General features: G+C 60.2%; 11 protein-coding genes. 9 read left to right on the plus strand and 2 right to left on the minus strand.

Annotated elements, in window-relative coordinates; all coding sequences use genetic code 11:
- Positions 1-529 precede the first annotated feature (529 nt).
- A complete protein-coding gene (locus AB4O11_RS06145; protein ID WP_257356472.1) occupies positions 530-1,906 on the minus strand; it encodes an L-serine ammonia-lyase in 1,377 nt (458 codons plus the stop codon).
- A gap of 436 nt (positions 1,907-2,342) precedes the next feature.
- Here AB4O11_RS06145 and AB4O11_RS06150 point away from each other — a divergent pair, with 436 nt between their 5' ends.
- The 3 genes from AB4O11_RS06150 (at position 2,343) to choV (ending at position 5,374) form a co-directional block, all read left to right on the plus strand.
- Positions 2,343-3,287, plus strand: coding sequence for a choline ABC transporter substrate-binding protein (locus AB4O11_RS06150; RefSeq protein WP_007918300.1), 945 nt, complete (start codon positions 2,343-2,345; stop codon positions 3,285-3,287).
- A gap of 66 nt (positions 3,288-3,353) precedes the next feature.
- Positions 3,354-4,199 (plus strand): choline ABC transporter permease subunit, encoded by an 846-nt coding sequence (choW, locus tag AB4O11_RS06155; RefSeq protein ID WP_093429887.1) that lies wholly within the window; start codon positions 3,354-3,356, stop codon positions 4,197-4,199.
- Positions 4,196-5,374: a choline ABC transporter ATP-binding protein gene (gene choV, locus AB4O11_RS06160; RefSeq protein ID WP_034153601.1), complete on the plus strand. Its 1,179-nt coding sequence runs from the start codon at positions 4,196-4,198 to the stop codon at positions 5,372-5,374. Before choW ends, choV begins: the two co-directional genes overlap by 4 nt.
- 186 nt (positions 5,375-5,560) lie before the next feature.
- Here choV and AB4O11_RS06165 read toward each other — a convergent pair whose 3' ends face one another.
- Positions 5,561-7,501, minus strand: coding sequence for a BCCT family transporter (locus tag AB4O11_RS06165; RefSeq protein ID WP_460092282.1), 1,941 nt, complete (start codon positions 7,499-7,501; stop codon positions 5,561-5,563).
- 486 nt (positions 7,502-7,987) lie between these two features.
- Here AB4O11_RS06165 and betI point away from each other — a divergent pair, with 486 nt between their 5' ends.
- The 6 genes from betI to mdtD all read left to right on the plus strand — a co-directional run bounded on the left by betI (position 7,988) and on the right by mdtD (position 16,616).
- Positions 7,988-8,581, plus strand: a complete 594-nt coding sequence (betI, locus tag AB4O11_RS06170) for a transcriptional regulator BetI (RefSeq protein WP_460130347.1) — start codon at positions 7,988-7,990, stop codon at positions 8,579-8,581.
- Positions 8,582-8,670: 89 nt separating this feature from the next.
- Positions 8,671-10,143 carry a betaine-aldehyde dehydrogenase gene (gene betB, locus AB4O11_RS06175; RefSeq protein ID WP_007949771.1) on the plus strand — a complete coding sequence of 491 codons (1,473 nt, stop codon included), beginning with the start codon at positions 8,671-8,673 and terminating at the stop codon, positions 10,141-10,143.
- Positions 10,144-10,296: 153 nt separating this feature from the next.
- Entirely contained in the window at positions 10,297-12,000 is a 1,704-nt protein-coding gene (gene betA / locus AB4O11_RS06180; protein ID WP_099757387.1) for a choline dehydrogenase, read from the plus strand.
- Between the two features lie 257 nt (positions 12,001-12,257).
- Positions 12,258-13,700: a TldD/PmbA family protein gene (locus AB4O11_RS06185; protein ID WP_460097190.1), complete on the plus strand. Its 1,443-nt coding sequence runs from the start codon at positions 12,258-12,260 to the stop codon at positions 13,698-13,700.
- On the plus strand, positions 13,700-15,037 hold the full coding sequence (locus tag AB4O11_RS06190) for a TldD/PmbA family protein (protein WP_093429881.1): 1,338 nt from the start codon (positions 13,700-13,702) through the stop codon (positions 15,035-15,037). Before AB4O11_RS06185 ends, AB4O11_RS06190 begins: the two co-directional genes overlap by 1 nt.
- Before the next feature lie 151 nt (positions 15,038-15,188).
- A complete protein-coding gene (gene mdtD / locus AB4O11_RS06195) occupies positions 15,189-16,616 on the plus strand; it encodes a multidrug transporter subunit MdtD (protein WP_099757388.1) in 1,428 nt (475 codons plus the stop codon).
- The last annotated feature ends 78 nt before the right edge of the window (positions 16,617-16,694 follow it).

Below are 16,694 nucleotides of genomic sequence, written 5' to 3' on the forward strand. Positions count from 1 at the left end.
CACTCAAAGCGGGTGATGGCCTCAGGCGGAGGCTCTTGTTATTGCCAGCGTTCTCGCGTGGGAGACGGGCTTTGTTATGACAGAGCAATTGCCATGCCTAAAATTGAATGGCTGTTCAATAACTCCTGAAAACGACGTCGCGACGTGTCTATACGAGCCGTCCGACGAAAGGTGTTTCGAAGTGCCATCAGCGTTGCTGAGCGCCCTGCCCCCAAGGGTGTGAGCAAATCGGTAGCACTTGTGGGAACTGGCCTGCGCGCAGTTTGTGGGGAGTGTCACCGCAAGCACGGGTGACGGACGGTAGGGGGTGCTGAATGCATGTAACAGCTGGGAAAGACTCTTATCTGTTTGCGACGCGCTAAAAGGTGGCGTGATTTATTGTCTGTGTTCACTTGATGAGCAATTTTGACTGGTCTGGCCCCTTCGCGAGCAGGCTCGCTCCCACATTGGACCCTGGCGTTCACACATTTTGTGTTCACTGGAGATCTACTGTGGGAGCGAGCCTGCTCGCGATGGAGGCGACTCGGTCTCAGCACTCAACCGCACTGACCGCCAATCCACCACGCGATGTCTCTTTATATTTGTCATGCATATCAGCGCCGGTATCACGCATGGTGCGGATCACCCGATCCAGCGAGATAAAGTGCTGACCATCGCCACGCAATGCCATTTGCGCCGCGTTGATCGCCTTGACCGCGGCAATCGCATTACGCTCGATGCACGGCACCTGCACCAGGCCACCGACCGGATCGCAAGTCAGCCCAAGGTTGTGTTCAAGACCAATCTCCGCTGCGTTGCACAACTGCTCCGGCGTGGCACCAAGAATCTCCGCCAGCCCCGCCGCCGCCATCGCACACGCCGAACCGACTTCGCCCTGGCAACCCACTTCGGCGCCCGAGATCGAAGCATTCTTCTTGCACAGAATCCCCACCGCCGCTGCACCGAGGAAGTAATCGACCACGTTGGCGTCAGTCACCGCTTCACTGAACTTCATAAAGTAGTGCAACACCGCCGGAATGATGCCCGCCGCGCCATTGGTCGGCGCCGTGACCATGCGCCCACCCGCCGCGTTTTCTTCATTAACCGCCAGAGCGAACAGGTTGACCCACTCCATCGCGCTCAGCGTCGAGCCGATCACATTGGGCTTGCCCAATTCCTGAAGACTGCGATGCAACTTCGCCGCACGTCGACGTACATTCAAACCGCCGGGCAGGATGCCTTCGTGCTTGAGGCCCTGCTCAACGCAATCCTGCATCGCTCGCCACAGCTTCATCAGCCCGGCGCGAATCTCTTCTTCACTGCGCCAGACCTTTTCGTTGGCCAGCATCAATTCGGCAACGCGCAGGTTGTTTTTCTTGCACAACTCCAACAGCTCAACCGCGCTGGAAAAGTCGTACGGCAACTCAGTGCGATCCAGATCGACCACTCCGCTGGACGCCTGCTTTTGATCGACGACAAAACCGCCACCCACCGAATAGTAGGTGTCGCGATGCAGTTCGCCGTGATCGCCGTCAGCAACAATCGTCATGGCATTGGGATGGAAAGGCAGATTTTCATCGATCAGGCGCATGTCCCGTGCCCAGACAAACGGCACCGACAAGCGACCATCCAATAGCAGGGTGTGCGTTTCGCGCAGCGCCTGGATACGTGGGCCGATCTGCGACGGGTCGATTGCGTCCGGCCACTCGCCCATCAACCCCATGATCACCGCGTTGTCGCTGCCGTGACCGATACCGGTAGCCGACAGCGATCCGAACAATTGCACTTCTATACGACGCACCTGTTCCAACTGGTGCTTGTCCCGAAGCGACTCGACGAACAACGCCGCGGCGCGCATGGGCCCGACGGTGTGGGAACTGGAAGGGCCGATGCCGATTTTGAACAGGTCGAAAACGCTGATAGCCATTGCTGCAGAGCTCCTGAGGATGCCGGTCCGGGGCGTGAAGCGCCCGCTGGCGGAGCTGCTACGCTCAAGCTGCGATCCGCCGGAATGCCCGCATCATCAGGCTTTTGTCGGAGCGCACGGCGTCTGACACCGACGCACTCATGTCCACCAGCGCCGCGCCGTTTTCGCCCCGGTTTTTCGCCGTTTTTGTGCGGTTCAGATGGCCATTCGGGGCTGAAAAAAGCTGTAAACGACGTCACTGACACTGGATGCGACCATCCCTGTACTGGATACGACCCCCCCTGTAGGCGTCAGATTTTCACTGGTACATGATCGTTATGACTCGATTGCAAGGCGCCGTGGTAGAGCTGTCTCCAGAACGCCATCCAACCGCAACCTATAAGTGCGGTGGTCCACAGTCGGAACACTGCCAAAAAAAACACCAAGGAGTCCATCCATGAAAGGTTCCCCGTCGTTGTTGTTGGCCGCCATGCTGAGTCTGCCGTTACTGGCGCAAGCTGCAGAACCGGCACAGTGCAGTACCGTTAACTTCTCCGATGTCGGCTGGACCGACATCACCGCTACCACCGCTACCACCTCCGTTGTCCTCAACGCCCTCGGCTACAAGACCAAGACCACCATGATCTCCGTGCCCGTGACCTACAAGTCGCTGGCCGACGGCAAGAACATGGACGTTTTCCTCGGCAACTGGATGCCGACCATGGAAAACGACATCAAGGCTTACCGCGACGCCGGCACCGTGGAAACCGTGCGCACCAACCTCAAGGGCGCCAAGTACACCCTCGCCGTGCCGCAAGCCCTGTATGACAAAGGTCTGCATGACTTCGCCGACATCGCCAAATTCAAGAAAGAACTCGACGGCAAGATCTACGGCATCGAGCCCGGCAATGACGGCAACCGTCTGATCCAGAGCATGATCGACAAGGACGCTTTCGGCCTGAAAACCGCCGGTTTCAAAGTCGTCGAATCGTCGGAAGCGGGCATGCTCTCGCAGGTGGATCGCGCGCAAAAACGCGACACCGCCGTGGTCTTCCTCGGCTGGGCGCCGCACCCGATGAACAAGCGCTTCAAGATTCAATACCTGACCGGTGGCGATGATTTCTTCGGCCCCGATTTCGGTGCTGCGACCGTAGCGACCAACACCCGCAAGGGTTACGCCGAGGAATGCAGCAACGTCGGTCAGTTGCTGAAGAACCTGGAGTTCACCGTCGACATGGAAAGCGAACTGATGGGCAACATCCTCGACGACAAGATGAAGCCTGACGCGGCCGCCAAGGCCTGGCTGAAAAAGAATCCACAAGTGCTCGATACCTGGCTCGCTGGCGTGACCACCATTGACGGTAAACCTGGCCTGGAGGCCGTGAAAGCCAAGCTTCAGTAATCGCTTATGCCGGGTGGGTTCGCCCGCCCGGGCTGTTTATTTCCTTGCATGCGGACGTTCACTACCATGCTGATTGATCAGAAAATACCTTTAGGCCAGTACATCGCGGGCTTCGTTGAATGGTTGACGCAACACGGCGCCAACACCTTCGACGCAATCGCCGTGACACTGGAAACGATGATCCACGGCGTGACGTTTGCGCTGACCTGGTTCAACCCACTGGTCTTGATTGGCCTGATCGCACTACTCGCTCACTTCATTCAGCGTAAATGGGGCCTGACTGCGTTCGTCATTGCCTCCTTCCTGCTGATCCTCAATCTGGGGTACTGGCAGGAGACCATGGAAACCCTCGCCCAGGTCATGTTCGCAACCCTGGTCTGCGTGGTCATCGGCGTGCCGTTGGGCATCGTCGCCGCGCACAAACCGATGTTCTACACGGTCATGCGTCCGGTACTCGATCTGATGCAGACCGTACCGACCTTCGTTTACCTCATTCCTACCCTGACCCTCTTCGGGCTGGGTGTGGTGCCAGGCCTGATCTCCACAGTGGTGTTCGCCATCGCTGCGCCGATCCGCCTGACCTACCTGGGCATCCGCGATGTCCCGCAAGAACTGATGGACGCCGGCAAGGCCTTCGGCTGCTCGCGTCGCCAATTGCTCTCACGGATCGAACTGCCGCACGCCATGCCGAGCATCGCGGCCGGCATCACCCAGTGCATCATGCTGTCGTTGTCGATGGTGGTGATCGCGGCACTGGTAGGCGCCGACGGACTCGGCAAACCGGTGGTCAACGCACTGAACACTGCTGATATCGCCCTGGGCTTCGAAGCGGGCCTGGCGATCGTACTGCTGGCGATCATGCTCGACCGTATCTGCAAACAACCCGACGCTAAAGCAGGGGGTGACGCATGAGCATAATTCGCTTCGAAGACGTCGACGTAATCTTCTCCAAAGACCCGCGCGAGGCGCTCAAGCTGCTGGATCAGGGCATGACCCGCAACGAGATCCTGAAGAAGACCGGACAGATCGTCGGCGTGGAAAAAGCCACGCTGGACATCAATAAAGGCGAGATCTGCGTGCTGATGGGCTTGTCCGGCTCGGGCAAGTCGAGCCTGCTGCGCTGCATCAACGGCCTCAACACCGTGAGCCGCGGCAAGCTGTTCGTCGAGCATGAAAACCGTCAGATCGACATCGCCTCCTGCACCCCGGCCGAACTGAAAATGATGCGCACCAAACGCATCGCCATGGTCTTTCAGAAGTTCGCCCTGATGCCTTGGCTAACGGTGCGCGAGAACATCAGTTTCGGTCTGGAAATGCAGGGTCGCCCGGAGAAGGAACGCAAGAAGCTCGTCGACGAGAAACTCGAACTGGTCGGCCTGACCCAATGGCGCAACAAGAAGCCCGACGAACTCTCCGGCGGCATGCAGCAGCGTGTTGGTCTGGCGCGGGCGCTGGCGATGGACGCCGACATTCTATTGATGGACGAACCGTTCTCGGCCCTCGACCCGCTGATCCGTCAGGGCCTGCAGGATGAACTGCTGGAACTGCAACGCAAGCTGAGCAAGACCATTGTCTTCGTGAGCCACGACCTCGACGAGGCGCTCAAATTGGGTAGCCGCATCGCGATCATGAAAGACGGCCGGATCATCCAGTACAGCGTGCCGGAAGAGATCGTGCTGAACCCGGCGGACGACTACGTGCGCACTTTCGTTGCGCACACCAATCCGCTCAACGTGCTCTGCGGCCGCAGCCTGATGCGCACCCTGGACAAGTGCAAACGCATCAATGGTTCGGTGTGCCTCGATCCGGGCGGCGATTCGTGGCTGGACCTGGCCGAAGGCAACACCATCAAAGGTGCGCGGCAGAATGGTTCGGTGCTGAACCTGCAGAACTGGGCACCGGGCCAAGCGGTGGAAGGCCTGGAGCGCAAGCCGACGCTGGTGGACTCTAATATCGGTATGCGCGATGCGTTGCAGATTCGTTATCAGACCGGCAACAAGCTGGTGCTGCACGATGACAATCATGTGGTGGGGATCTTGGGCGACAGTGAGTTGTATCACGCGTTGCTGGGCAAGAATCTCGGTTAAGGCGGGATAAAAAAAGGGATCGCGGTGAGCGATCCCTGATCGTTCCCACGCTCTGCGTGGGAATGCAGCCGGGACGCTCCGCGTCCCACAACAGCGGACGCAGAGCGTCCATTGAGACATTCCCACGCGGAGCATGGGAACGATCATGCAAAAGGGGCTCAATCGAGCCCCTTTTGTTTTAGCGGTTTAGCTATACACCCGGCCAAGGAGCTGCCGATGGCTTTCAAACTGATCGAGCACATCGCGTGTGATCTGATCCTGCGTGAAGCCCATCAGGTCGTAATCCTGGCTGCCGTTGTGCAGGTACACCTCGGCGCGGTAGTAACGCTGGCGCGCTTCATCGGACTGCGCCGATTCGGTCGGGGTCGCCAGATAGCCGTCCAGGCTCACTTCGTAAACGAAAGGGTTGCCCTCTTCCATCTCCACGCGCACACCCATGCAGCGCTTGGATTTACCCAACAGCGTCTGCACTTCCAGACCCTGCGCACGCATCTGCGCAGCAGCATCTTCCAGCGCCGGGCTGACCTGCTTGTCCATGAAGCGTTGCACCACCGATTGGCTCGGTTGCAGATCCAGTTGCGTCAGACGCTCGCTGAAACCACGACGACCGCGCTCCGCCAGCTGCGCCTGCTCCTGTTCGATCTGCACGTCCTGACGCATGGCCTTGTGCAAGCCGAACATGAAGAACACCAGCACCACCGAGAACGGCAGACCGGCCAGCACCACCATGGTTTGCATGGCTTCGAAGTTACCGGCAAACAGCAGACCGATGGTCACCAGGGTGATCACCACCGACCAGAAGATCCGCAGCCAGTGCGGCGCATCTTCATCGACGTTACCGCCCTTGCAGGACAGATTCGCCATCATCACCGCGCCGGAGTCGGCCGGGGTCAGGAACAGCACGAAGCCAACAAAGATCGACACACCGATAACGACTTTCGACGCCGGGTAGTGCTCAAGCAATTGATAGATCGCCATCGACGGCTGTTCCAGCGCCGTCTTGCCGAGCTCCACCGCGCCATGGTTCATCACCAGGTCCAGTGCCGAGTTACCGAAGATCGACAGCCAGGCCAGGGTGAAGCCCAGCGGAATCAGCAGTACACCCGCCACCAGCTCACGCACGGTACGACCACGGGAAATACGCGCGATGAACATGCCTACGAATGGCGCCCAGGAAATCCACCACGCCCAGTAGAACAGGGTCCACAGGCCCATCCAGCGCTCGGACTTGGCGTTGTCGCCTTCGTACACATAAAGGTCGAAGGTTTTCAGCACGATGCCATTGAGGTAGTCGCCGATGTTCTGCACGAAGCCGTTGAGCAGGTGCAAAGTCGGGCCAAACAACAGCACGAAAATCAGCAGACCGCTGAACAGCACGATGTTCAGGTTGGACAGACGACGGATGCCGTTTTCCACGCCGGACACGGCTGCGATGGTCGCCACGGTGCTCATCACGATGATCACGATCAGCAGGTTGGTGTTGCTGTGTTCCATGCCGAACAGGTTTTCCAGGCCCGAGGACACTTGCAGCGAACCAATCCCCAGGTTGGTCACCAGACCCAGCAGGGTCACGAACATGCCGAAGCCGTCCACCGCGTGACCGGCCGCACCCTTGACCCAACGCTCGCCGACCAGCGGATACAGCGCCGAACGCAGGGCCAGCGGCTGGTTATGACGATAAGCAAAGTACGCCACGGCCAGACCGACCAGTGCGTAGATCGCCCAGCCGTGCAGACCCCAGTGCAGGAAGGTCAGCTGTACCGCCTGGCGCGCGGCCAAGTTGCTGGCCGAAGCGCCTTCCGGCGGGTTGAAGTAGTGATCCAGTGGCTCGGATGCGCCGAAGTACAACAGCGAAATACCGATACCCGACGAGAACAGCATCCCCGCCCAGGCGCCGTAACTGAAATCCGGGGTGTCGTCCTTGCTGCCCAGTTTGAGTTTGCCGTACGAAGAAAACGCCAGGCCCACCACAAACACCAGGTAGGCGGCGATGACCACCATGTAGTACCAGCCGAAGCTGCGCGACAACCAGGCCTGAGCGATACCCAACAGTCTGCCGGCCTCTTGCGGGGCGATAATCAGAATGGCGGTCAACAACAGAATCAGCGCGGTAGAGGTGTAAAACACCCAACCGTTGACCGTCACCTTCTCGGGCGGGGTCTTTATAAGCGAGGCAGAACTCATGGCACAAATGCTCCAGGCAGTGCGAGAGAAGAACACAAGGCAACACGGAACCCGACCAATCGGTTAGTTGGCAGCCGACCGGCGGGTGATATAAAGACACCCCGAAAAAAGCCCGAACCTGCCGAAATGGCGCTGCGAATCGCTTTCGTGGCCGAAGGTGGACGGACGGTCATCCGAAACCTGGCCCTGAGCGTCTTGCCCTTTCAACACGTCCATCGAATCGCGAACCGCGCCATGCCCCACGCAGGTTTCGAGCTTTTTCGGATGTCGGTTTTATCGCCACTTACACGTAGGAAAAAGCTGTAGGCAGCGACGATTTGTCGCAGATCTTATTCTTTGTTGATTGAACGTTCAATCAAAACAAAATAGACTGGCCCTCAATCCGATCGGCGTGATTCGCCGCTCGGAAGGCCTAAGGAGATGTGCAAGATGCCCAAGGTCGGTATGCAACCCATCCGCCGCCAACAACTGATCGAAGCCACATTGCAGGCGGTCGATCAGGTCGGAATGGGGGACGCCAGCATTGCGCTGATCGCCCGTTTGGCCGGTGTCTCGAATGGCATCATCAGTCATTACTTTCAGGACAAGAACGGCCTGATTGCCGCCACGATGCGGTATCTGATGACCGCCCTCAGCGAGAGCGTCACCGCGCGCCGGCAGGCGCTGGCAGATGACAGCCCACGGGCGCATCTGCAGGTGATCATCGAAGGCAACTTCGACGCCAGCCAGGTCAATGGCCCGGCAATGAAAACCTGGCTGGCCTTTTGGGCCACCAGCATGCACCAGCCGTCTTTGCACAGGTTGCAGCGGATCAACGATCACCGTCTGTATTCCAACCTGTGCTGTCAGTTCCGCCGTGTGCTGCCGCTCGAAAATGCGCGCAGCGCAGCGCGGGGGCTGGCAGCGTTGATTGACGGCTTGTGGTTGCGCGGCGCGCTGTCGGGAGACGCTTTCGACACGGCGCAGGCGCAACAGATCGCTTACGAATACATGGATTTCCAATTGGCCAAGAAGGTGAGCTAGAGCACACAGAAAACGCTCGGCCCCTGAACCGCCACCGCAGCCTCACCGCGGTGGTCAACGCCAACCACCAATGCACTTGCGAGGACACTATGGCCCGTTTCGAACTGCAAAAACTTTACATCGATGGCGCGTACTCCGACGCCGGCAGCGATGCCACCTTCGAAGCCATCAACCCGGCTAACGGTGAAGTCCTCGCACTGGTGCAACGTGCGACCAAGGAAGACGTTGAGCGCGCTGTGGTCAGCGCTGAAAAGGGCCAGAAAATCTGGGCCGCGATGACCGCCATGGAGCGTTCGCGCATCCTGCGTCGCGCCGTCGACATCCTGCGCGAGCGCAACGATGAACTGGCCGCGCTGGAAACCCTGGACACCGGTAAAGCCTTCTCCGAAACCAAGTACGTCGACATCGTTACCGGTGCTGACGTGCTGGAATACTACGCAGGCCTGGTGCCAGCGATCGAAGGCGAGCAGATCCCGCTACGTGACACTTCTTTCGTCTACACCCGTCGCGAGCCGCTGGGCGTTGTCGCCGGTATCGGCGCGTGGAACTACCCGATCCAGATCGCGCTGTGGAAATCCGCGCCAGCCCTGGCGGCCGGTAACGCGATGATCTTCAAGCCAAGCGAAGTGACCTCGCTGACCACCCTGAAACTGGCCGAGATCTACACCGAAGCCGGCGTTCCAAATGGCGTTTTCAACGTACTGACCGGCAGCGGCCGTGAAGTCGGTACCTGGCTGACCGAGCACCCGCGCATCGAAAAAATCTCCTTCACCGGCGGCACCGACACCGGCAAGAAGGTGATGGCCAGCGCTTCGGCTTCGTCGCTGAAAGACGTGACCATGGAACTGGGCGGCAAGTCTCCGCTGATCATCTGCGACGACGCCGATCTCGATCGTGCTGCCGACACCGCGATGATGGCCAACTTCTACAGCTCCGGCCAGGTCTGCACCAACGGCACTCGCGTGTTCGTTCCGGCGCACCTGAAAGCCGCTTTCGAAGCCAAGATCGTTGAGCGCGTTGCACGCATCCGCGTCGGCAACCCGGAAGACGAAAACACCAACTTCGGCCCGCTGGTCAGCTTCGCGCACATGGAAAGCGTGTTGGGTTACATCGCCAAGGGTAAAGAACAAGGCGCCCGCGTCCTGTGCGGCGGCGACCGTCTGACCGACGGCGAATTCGCCAAAGGCGCGTTCGTGGCACCTACCGTGTTCACCGATTGCACCGACGACATGACCATCGTTCGCGAAGAAATCTTTGGCCCAGTGATGGCGATCCTCTCCTACGAGACCGAAGAAGAAGTGATCCGCCGCGCCAACGACACCGACTTCGGTTTGGCCGCCGGTATCGTCACCAAAGACCTGAACCGCGCACACCGCGTGATTCATCAACTGGAAGCCGGTATCTGCTGGATCAACGCCTGGGGCGAGTCCGACGCAAAAATGCCGGTCGGCGGTTACAAGCAGTCGGGTGTTGGCCGTGAGAACGGCATCAGCTCGCTGAACAACTTCACCCGCATCAAATCGGTACAGGTCGAGCTGGGCGATTACGTCTCGGTGTTCTAAGACCCGAGTCTTGTATTGCTCGTGAGGCCGTCTTCGCGAGCAGGCTCGCTCCCACATTGGAACAGTGTCTCCTATGGGAGTGAGCCCGCTCGCGATTCGAGTGCAAAGCACTCGTCAGGCCCGACCTGACCACATCTAAAGAGGGTGCATTCAATGTCCCAAGAATTCGATTACATCATCATCGGTGCCGGCTCGGCCGGTAACACCCTGGCGACCCGTCTGACTGAAGACGAAGGCGTCACCGTTCTGCTGCTCGAAGCTGGCGGTCCGGACTACCGTTTCGACTTCCGCACGCAAATGCCCGCTGCCCTGGCATTCCCGCTGCAAGGTCGTCGCTACAACTGGGCCTACGAAACCGATCCAGAGCCACACATGGACGGTCGCCGCATGGAATGCGGTCGCGGCAAAGGCCTCGGCGGTTCCTCGCTGATCAACGGCATGTGCTACATCCGTGGCAACGCGATGGACTACGACGGCTGGGCAAAACTGCCAGGCCTGGAAAACTGGTCGTACCTCGACTGCCTGCCGTACTTCCGCAAAGCGGAAACCCGCGACATCGGCCCGAACGACTACCACGGTGGCGAAGGCCCGGTCAGCGTGACCACGCCGAAGGCGGGCAACAACCCGCTGTTCCACGCCATGGTCGAAGCCGGTGTGCAGGCCGGTTACCCGCGCACCGAAGACCTCAACGGTTACCAGCAGGAAGGCTTCGGCCCGATGGACCGCACCGTGACGCCGAACGGCCGTCGTGCATCCACCGCCCGTGGCTACCTCGACGTCGCCAAGAAGCGTTCGACCCTGACCATCGTCACCCACGCCCTGACCGACAAGATTCTGTTTGAAGGCAAACGTGCGGTCGGCGTGCGTTACCTGGTCGGCGACGCTGAAGAGCGCGTTGAAGCCAAAGCGCGCAAAGAAGTGCTGCTGTGCTCCGGCGCCATCGCTTCGCCGCAGATTCTGCAGCGCTCCGGTGTCGGCCCTGCCGAACTGCTGAAATCCCTCGACATCCCGGTCGTTCACGATCTGCCGGGCGTCGGTGAAAACCTGCAGGATCACCTTGAGCTGTACCTGCAATACGCTTGCACTCAGCCGGTTTCGCTGTACCCGTCGCTGCTCTGGTACAACCAGCCAGCCATCGGTGCCGAGTGGCTGTTCAACGGCACCGGCATCGGCGCCAGCAACCAGTTCGAAGCCGGCGGTTTCATCCGTTCGCGTCCGGAATTCGAATGGCCGAACATCCAGTACCACTTCCTGCCGGTAGCGATTAACTACAACGGCAGCAACGGTGTGAAAGAGCACGGCTTTCAGGCACACATGGGTTCCATGCGTTCGCCAAGCCGTGGTCGCATCCAGGCCAAGTCGAAAGACCCGCGCCAGCACCCGAGCATCCTGTTCAACTACATGGCCACCGAGCAAGACTGGCAGGAATTCCGCGACGGCATTCGCCTGACCCGTGAAATCATGCAACAGCCGGCGCTCGACGCTTTCCGTGGCCGCGAAATCAGCCCGGGCATCGAAGTGCAAACCGATGAGCAGCTGGACAAGTTCATCCGCGAGCACGCCGAAACTGCGTTCCACCCGTCCTGCTCGTGCAAGATGGGCACCGACGAAATGGCTGTAGTGGATGGCGAAGGTCGCGTGCACGGCATGCAGAGCCTGCGTGTGGTCGATGCCTCGATCATGCCGATCATCACCACTGGCAACCTCAACGCGCCAACGATCATGATCGCCGAGAAAATCGCCGACAAGATCCGTGGCCGCCAGCCGCTGCCGCGTAGCACCGCGCCGTACTACGTCGCGGGCGATGCGCCGGTGAAGGGCAAGCCGATGCGTGATATCACCCCGGCTGCTCAGTAGCCTGAAGTGATCGTTCCCACGCTCTGAGTGGGAATGCATCCCCTGACGCTCCGCGTCACACAGCGGACGCAGAGCGTCCATGGCGGCGTTCCCACGCAGAGCGTGGGAACGATCTCCTGCCTCGCACAGTAAATCCCCCTACACCCCCTCTTCACTTGATCCTACCCCCCACGCAGGCCTACTCTAGACCTCGCGCAACCGTTTCACCCCCTCCCCGCCGCTGCTCTACCGCTTCCCCCTGACAAGGAGGTTCCCGAATGTTCGATTTCCACCCCCAGCTCAAGCAGCGCTTTGCTGCCTTGCGCACGGGCGCTGAGTTTTTTTCCCTGCGGTATGTACGCGAGTCCGGGCAATATCTGTCGGTGCGCAAGAATGTCGCCGAGCCGCCGAGCCTGAGACGCGACGAAGGCGCGATGCTCACCGTGCGCGTCAATGGCGTTGAGGCCTACGCGGCGACCAACGACCTCTCGCAACAAGGTCTGCAAGCCGCCCTCGAACGCGCCGAGCAGCAAGCCCGCCGCCTCAAACCGCACGCCTTGCTCGACCTGCGCGATCAGCCGGTGTCCAGCGATCGTGCTGATTACTTTTCACCCAATCTCGACCAAGCCTTCCCGTCCCTGAGCGAATGTTTTGAGCTGCTCGGCGCGGAATCCGCCTCGGTGCCAAAGGATGAGCGCCTGGTGAATTGGGAAGTGAGCATTGGCCTTACCCACGTCGAACAGATCTACCTGAGCAGCGCCGGGGCTGAATTGCGCCAAGCGCAGCGCTTCGTCTATCCGGGCCTCGACGTCACCGCTTACGATGGCAACGACAGCCAGACTCGTAGCCTTGGCCGCGAGAATTTCGGCCAACAGGGCGGCGCTGATGTGATCAGCCGCTGCGGTTTGATCGGCGCCGGCCCGCAAGTCGCCGATCAGGCCCTGCAACTGCTGCTTGCGCCGAACACCCCGCAAGGCCCGCGCGACCTGCTGTTGATGCCCGATCAAATGATGCTGCAAATCCACGAATCCATCGGCCACCCGCTGGAACTCGACCGCATCCTCGGCGACGAGCGCAATTACGCCGGCACCAGTTTCGTCAAAGCCAGCGACTTCGGCAGCCTGCAATACGGCTCGAAACTGCTCAACGTGACGTTCGACCCGGGCATTCCCGAAGAACTCGCCAGCTATGGCCACGATGACGATGGCAGCAAGGCCAGCAAACAATTCCTGATCCGCGATGGCCTGTTGTTGCGCCCGCTGGGCGGTGCGCTGTCGCAGTTCCGCGCCGGTCTCGATGGCGTTGCCAACAGCCGCGCCTGCGGCTGGAACCGCCCGCCGATAGACCGCATGGCCAACCTCAATATCGAACCGGGCGATCAGCCTCTGAACAAACTGATCGAAGGCATCGAGCACGGCATCCTGATGAGCACCAACCGCTCATGGTCGATCGACGATGCGCGCAACAAATTCCAGTTCGGCTGTGAATGGGGCCAGTTGATCGAAAACGGTGAACTGAAAGGTGTGGTGAAAAACCCGAACTACCGGGCGATTTCCGCGCACTTCTGGAAAAGCCTGCGCGCCGTCGGCGACGCCAACACCGTCAAGGTGCTGGGCACGCCGAACTGCGGCAAGGGCGAACCGAACCAGGTGATCCGCGTCGGCCACGCTTCGCCGGCCTGCGTATTCAGCAACGTTGATGTGTTTGGGGGAGACGCCTGATGAGCATTTCGAAGAGTCAGTCCGACGCCTTCAAGGTCATGGTCAATTGGCTGCGCGACAGCGTGCGCGAGCCGGAACAGTTCACCCTCAGCTATGCCGCCGAATCCTCGGCGTTCGTGCGTTTCAATCACGCCAAGGTGCGTCAGGCCGGGCAAGTGCAGCAGGCCAATATCGTCCTGAAACTGATCAACGACGGTCGCCACGCCGACCTGCAAGTCACCCTGTCCGGTGATCAGGAAGGCGATCTGCAACGCCTCGCCGAAGGCCTGCAACAACTGCGCGAAACCCTGCCGCTGCTGCCGCAGGATCCGTACCTGTTGCTCAACCACAACGGCTGGCAGAGCAAAAATGTGCAGGAGCATCCGCTGCCGGACACCGAACAGGTTGTCGATGAAATCTGCGCTGCCGCTGAAGGTCTGGATCTGGTGGGTTTCTATGCCGCCGGCCCGATCAGCCGTGGTTTCGCCAGTTCTTCAGGCGCATTTGGCTGGCATCAGGCCAACAGCTTCAACTTCGATTTCAGCCTGTTCCACCAGAACGGTGAAGCAGTGAAAGCCAGCTACGCCGGGCATGACTGGAGCAGCGAAGGCTTCGCCAAGCGCTTCGGCCAGGCCCGCGAGCAACTGGAATTTCTCGGCCGACCGCTGCGCACCTTGGCGCCGGGGCAGTACCGCGCGTATCTGGCACCGGCGGCGCTGGAAGAAATCATGGGCATGCTGAGCTGGGGCGGTTTCTCGGCGCAGTCGATCGCCAGTAAGAGCAGCCCGTTGCAAAAGCTGTATGTCGGCGATCAGGCGTTCAGTCCACTGCTGTCGCTGGATGAGAAAGTCAGCGAATCGCTGAGCCCGGCGTTTTCCGGCGAGGGTTATCCGCGCAGTGATTTGCGCCTGATCGTCGAAGGCAAGGCTGGCGATCAACTGGTCGGCTCGCGCAGTGCAGCGGAATATGGCCTGACCGCCAACGGCGCCGGCGGCGGGGAAATGCCGAGTGCGTTGAACATGGCGGCGGGCGATCTGGCGCAAGCAGAGATCCTCAAACAGTTGGGCACCGGGCTGTACATCAGCAACCTGTGGTACCTGAACTTCTCGGATCAACCGGCGGCGCGCATGACCGGCATGACTCGGTTTGCGACCTTCTGGGTCGAGAACGGCGAGATCCAGGCGCCGGTCAGCACCATGCGCTTCGACGACAGCGCTTACAGCCTGCTGGGTTCACAGCTGGAAGCGTTGACCGCCGAGCGTGAGTTGTTGCTGTCGGCGAGTACGTACAGCCAGCGCAATACCTCGTCGGCGTTGCTGCCGGGGGCGTTGGTGAGCCGTTTGACCTTGACCCTGTAAACGCAAAACCTGTGGGAGCGAGCCTGCTCGCGAAAGCGGTAGATCAATCGACATCGATGTTGAATGAAATGGCCTCTTCGCGAGCAAGCTCGCTCCCACACTGACCGCGCTCGACAATGGATATGCATTAACTTCAACGACAAGAGGTTCCATGCCCAACCGCCCGCCTCTCGACGCCATCACCGCACGCTGGTTGCCGTGGGTCGTCGCCATTGCGTTCTTCATGCAGTCCCTCGACGGGACCATCCTCAACACCGCCCTGCCGGCCATGGCTCGGGATCTGGCCGAAGACCCGTTGCGCATGCAAGGCGTGATCATCGCCTACATGCTCACCGTGGCCTTGCTGATACCGGCCTCAGGCTGGATCGCCGACCGTTTCGGCACCAAGAAAATCTTCTTCGGCGCGATCTTGTTGTTCAGCTTCGGCTCGCTGCTCTGCGCCTTGTCGAGCAGTCTGAGCATGCTGGTCGGCGCCCGGGTGATTCAGGGCCTGGGCGGTGCGCTGATGCTACCGGTCGGGCGACTCGTCGTACTGCGCGCCTATCCGCGATCCGAACTGGTGCGGATCATGGGCTTCATCACCATCCCCGGCCTGCTCGGTCCGCTGATCGGCCCGACCATGGGCGGCTGGATGGTCGAGTACCTGACGTGGCACTGGATCTTCCTGATCAACCTGCCGGTCGGCGTGATCGGTTGCTACGCCGTGTGGAAATTCATTCCCGACCTGCGCGGCACCGAGCGCACGCGTTTCGATAGCCTGGGTTTCCTGCTGTTCGGCGCGGCGATGATCCTGATCACCATCGCCATGGAAGGCCTTGGCGAACTGCACTTGCCGCATCTGCGGGTGATGTTGCTGCTGTTCGCCGGTCTGGCGTGTCTGGCGGCGTACTGGTTGCGCGCCGGGCACATCGAAAACCCGCTGTTCGCGCCATCGCTGTTCAAGACCCGCACGTTTGCCGTCGGCATTCTCGGAAACCTGTTCGCCCGCCTGGGCAGCGGCGCATTACCATTTCTGGTGCCGTTGCTGCTGCAAGTGGCGCTGGGCTATTCACCGTCGCAAGCGGGGATGAGCATGCTGCCACTGGCGGCGGCGGCGATGTTTGCCAAGTGGATGGCACGGCCGCTGATTGAGCGGCTCGGTTATCGTATCGTGCTCACCGGCAACACCCTGGCACTGGGGATCATGCTGGCGAGCATGGGCCTGGTCAGCGAGCAGACGCCGTATTGGTTGTTGCTGTGCCTGCTGGCAGTGCTGGGCGCGATCAACTCGCTGCAATTTACGGCGATGAACACCGTGACGCTGATTGATCTCGACGATGCCAGCGCCAGCAGTGGCAACAGCTTGCTCTCGGTGGTGGCGCAGTTGTCATTGAGTCTGGGCGTTGCCTGCGCCGGCGCGTTGCTCGGCGGGTTTACCGCAGAGATCGGTAACGATGGCGTGGAGACCGTGCTCGGCGCGTTCCAGCTGACCTTCGTCACCGTCGGCATCATGGCCATGCTCGCTGCGACGATCTTCTCGCAACTGTCGAAGGAAGACGGCCGCCGCGCCAAACGTCCGGAAGAACACATCGAACATTAACCACTGTTCGTCCAGAACTTTCGAAGAAAGTGGCACGGGGCTGCTACACTGCGCGACATTTTGTTTTGCAGGCCAGTC

This window comes from Pseudomonas sp. H1_D05, assembly GCF_054682705.1.